The 3,426-nt window shown below is 66.2% G+C and carries 1 protein-coding gene; it reads right to left on the bottom strand.

Translation table 11 applies throughout. The features are described 5' to 3' along the window. Positions 1-3,379, bottom strand: a 3,379-nt coding sequence (locus tag AC1DWT_RS50180) for an amino acid adenylation domain-containing protein (RefSeq protein WP_477926163.1), incomplete at its 3' end; no start/stop codon positions are given. Positions 3,380-3,426 lie beyond the last annotated feature (47 nt).

The raw sequence follows: 3,426 nt of genomic DNA, 5'->3' as shown, positions 1-3,426 counted from the left end.
GGGCCACGGTCACTCCCTTCGGGCGGCCGGTCGATCCCGAGGTGAACATCACGTATGCCGTGTTCTGTGGGCGCAGTGGTGCGCGGCGGTCGGCGTCGGTCACCGGCGCCGCGGACATCCRTGACAGATCGATGGTGTCGGTGTGGAGGACCGGTACCGGGTCCGGCAGATCGATGTGGTCGTCGTGGGTGGTGGTCAGCATGCAGGTTGGTTGTGCCACTGCGAGAATGAAGTGGGTGCGTTCGGCTGGGTGGTCGGGGTCGATGGGTAGATATGCTCCACCGGCGGTGAGGGTAGCGTAGACTCCGACGACGAAGTCGAGGGAGCGGCGCATCCGCAGTGCCACGATGGTTTCCGGGCCTACTCCTTCTGTGATCAGGTGTCGGGCGAGACGGTTGACGCGTGCGTTGAACTCGGCATAGGACAGGCACCGGTCCCCATCCACCACCGCGGGCGCGTCGGGTGTGCGGGCGGCCTGCGCACCGAATATCGACACCAGTGTGTCGGTGGTTGGAGCATGATCGGTGTGGTTCCAGTCCGCGAGGATCAGCTGTTTTTCGGTGGGGTCGAGGAGATCGATGTCGCCGACCGGGCTGTCGGGATCGGCGACCGCAGCGTCGAGGAGGCGAGTGAACCGGTCGGCGAACCCGCGGACGGTGTCCTCGTCGAACAGGTCGGCTGTGTAGGTGAACGCTGCGTTCAGCCCGGTGGGTGCGCCCTTGTCATAATAACGTTCGCTGATGGTGAGGGTCAGGTCGAACTGGGTGGCGGCGTGGTCGATGTCCTCGATACGGGCGTTCAGCCCRGCCAATTCCAGTTTCGGGTGCTCCTGGTTCTGGAGGACGAGCATCACCTGGAACAGTGGGTGTCGGGTGGTCGATCGTGCCGGGTTGAGKGCCTGTACCACCCGTTCGAACGGCACGTCGGCGTGCTCGAACGCGGCCAGGTCGGTTTCCCGGACCGTCGAGAGCAGCGTGGTGAAGTTGCTGGCGCCGTCGACCGGGGTTCGCAGCACTAGTGTGTTGACGAACATGCCGACCAGGTCGTCGAGGGCTGGGTCGCCGCGGCCGGCGACAGGGGTGCCGATCGCGACATCGCCGGTGCCCGACATCCGGGCCAGGAACACCGCGAATGCGGTGTGCAGCACCATGAACAACGTCGCGGAGTGTTCTCGTGCGATCTCAATGAGCGAGAGGTGGGTCTCTGCGCCGAGTGTAAACGCGTGTGTCCGTCCACGGTGCGACACCATGGGCTGGGTGCGGTCACGCGGCAATTCGAGCTGATCCGGTAGCCCGGTGAGTGTGGAACGCCAGTAGGTCAGCTGCTGTGCGAGCACCGAGTTCGGGTCGTCGTCGGACCCGAGGAGTTCGCGTTGCCACAGGGTGTAGTCGGCGTACTGRACCGCYAGCGGTGGCCACGAGGGCGGGTGTCCGCCWGTGCGGGCCGTGTAGGCGGCCAYGAGATCCCGGGCCAGCGGGGCGATCGAGGAGCCGTCGGCGCAGATGTGGTGCAGCACCACGGCGAGCACATGCTSATCGTCGGCYGTCTCGAACACGGCGGCCCGCACCGGCACCGATTCTGTGACATCGAACTCGGCCGAGGCCATCGCGGTCAGCCGCGCGGCGAGTTCGTTCTCGGTCACGGCGGCGGTGACGAATCCGCCGCTGACCTCYGCCGCCGGGACAACCACTTGGTGCGGGCCGGTGTCGGATTCGGGGTAGATCGTCCGCAGGGTCTCATGTCGGTCCACGACGTCKSCGAKMGCYGCSMKCAGYSCGGCCGYGTCCATGGTTCCCGACAGGCGCAGGGCGAATGGGATGTTGTAGACCGGTGAGTGTGGGTCGAATCGGTTGAGGAACCAGATCCGTTGCTGTGCATACGATAGCGGKATGTGTTCGGGCCGGGTCCGCGGCAGCAGCGGTGCGCGTGCGCTTGTAGCCGTCCGGGACTCGAGCCACTTCGACAGTGCCTGCACCGACGAYGCCTCGAACAACACCCGCATCGGCACCCGCACATCCAACGTCACACCCAGCCGCGACACCGCTTGCGTCGCAAGCAGCGAGTTGCCGCCGAGGGTGAAGAAGTCGTCGTCGAGTCCGACCCGYTCGYGGCCGAGGACATTGGCGAACACCCCGGCAACGACACCCTCCACCACCGTCATCGGCGCCCGGTATTGTGGCGCCGGCAACACCGGTACCGGCAACGCCCGCCGATCCACCTTCCCACTCGCCGTCAACGGCAACCGATCGACGACGGTTATCGGCGAGGGCACCATGTAGTCGGGGAGGCGGTCCGCGACCATCGCGCGGACACGAGCCGGGTCGAGGTGGGCGCCGTCACGGGAGACGACGTAGCCGACCAACCGGTCCCCGGTGTGGTGATCGTGGTGCACCGCGGCGGCAGCCTGGGTGACGTCGGGATCAGCCGCCAGAGTTGCTTCGATTTCGCCGAGTTCGATGCGGTGGCCGCGGATTTTGACTTGGAGGTCGCGGCGGCCGAGGAATTCGAGGTTGCCGTCGGGGTGCCAGCGGACGAGGTCGCCGGTGCGGTACATGCGTTCGCGGGGTGGGCCGTAGGGGTTGGCGACGAAGTGTTCGGCGGTCAGTCCGGGCGCGCCGTGATAACCCCGCGCCAGCTGCACCCCAGCCACATACAACTCGCCCACCACCCCTATCGGCACCGGATGCAAGCGGCGGTCCAACACGTAGGCGTGGCAGTTGGTCTGGGGTGTGCCGATGGGTACCACTGACTCTTCGGGCTGGGTGCAGCGGTGACAGATGACGCTGACGGTGGTTTCGGTGGGCCCGTACTGGTTCCATACCGTTGCCGGACCGGACTGGGTCAATCGCGTCACCGTGCGCCCGGACAGTGTTTCACCGCCGAGGTAGATCACCCGCACACTGCGGAGAACGTCGGGTGGTCGGCTGGCCATCAGGGCGGTCAGTACGGTCGGTACCGAGGACATGTGGGTAATCGCCTGGGTGTGAATGAGTTCGGCGAGGTAGTCGGGGTCGCGTTGGCCGTCGGGCCCTGCCAACACCACGCATCCGCCGACCTGCAGCGGAGCGAAGAGGTCGGGGGTCGACGCGTCGAAGGTCACCGCGTTGCTCTGCAAAAGACGGTCACCGAAGCCGTAATCTGACGCAACCCACTGCACCTCGTTGGCGATTGCGGTGTGGGCCACGGTCACTCCCTTCGGGCGGCCGGTCGATCCCGAGGTGAACATCACGTATGCCGTGTTCTGTGGGCGCAGTGGTGCGCGGCGGTCGGCGTCGGTCACCGGCGCCGCGGACATCCGTGACAGATCGATGGTGTCGGTGTGGAGGACCGGTACCGGGTCCGGCAGATCGATGTGGTCGTCGTGGGTGGTGGTCAGCATGCAGGTTGGTTGTGCCACTGCGAGAATGAAGTGGGTATGAAGTGGGT

Source organism: Rhodococcus sp. P4_B6 (assembly GCF_056402215.1).
Note: the sequence above shows the minus strand (reverse complement) of the source record. Positions and strands in the feature narration are given on the sequence as shown.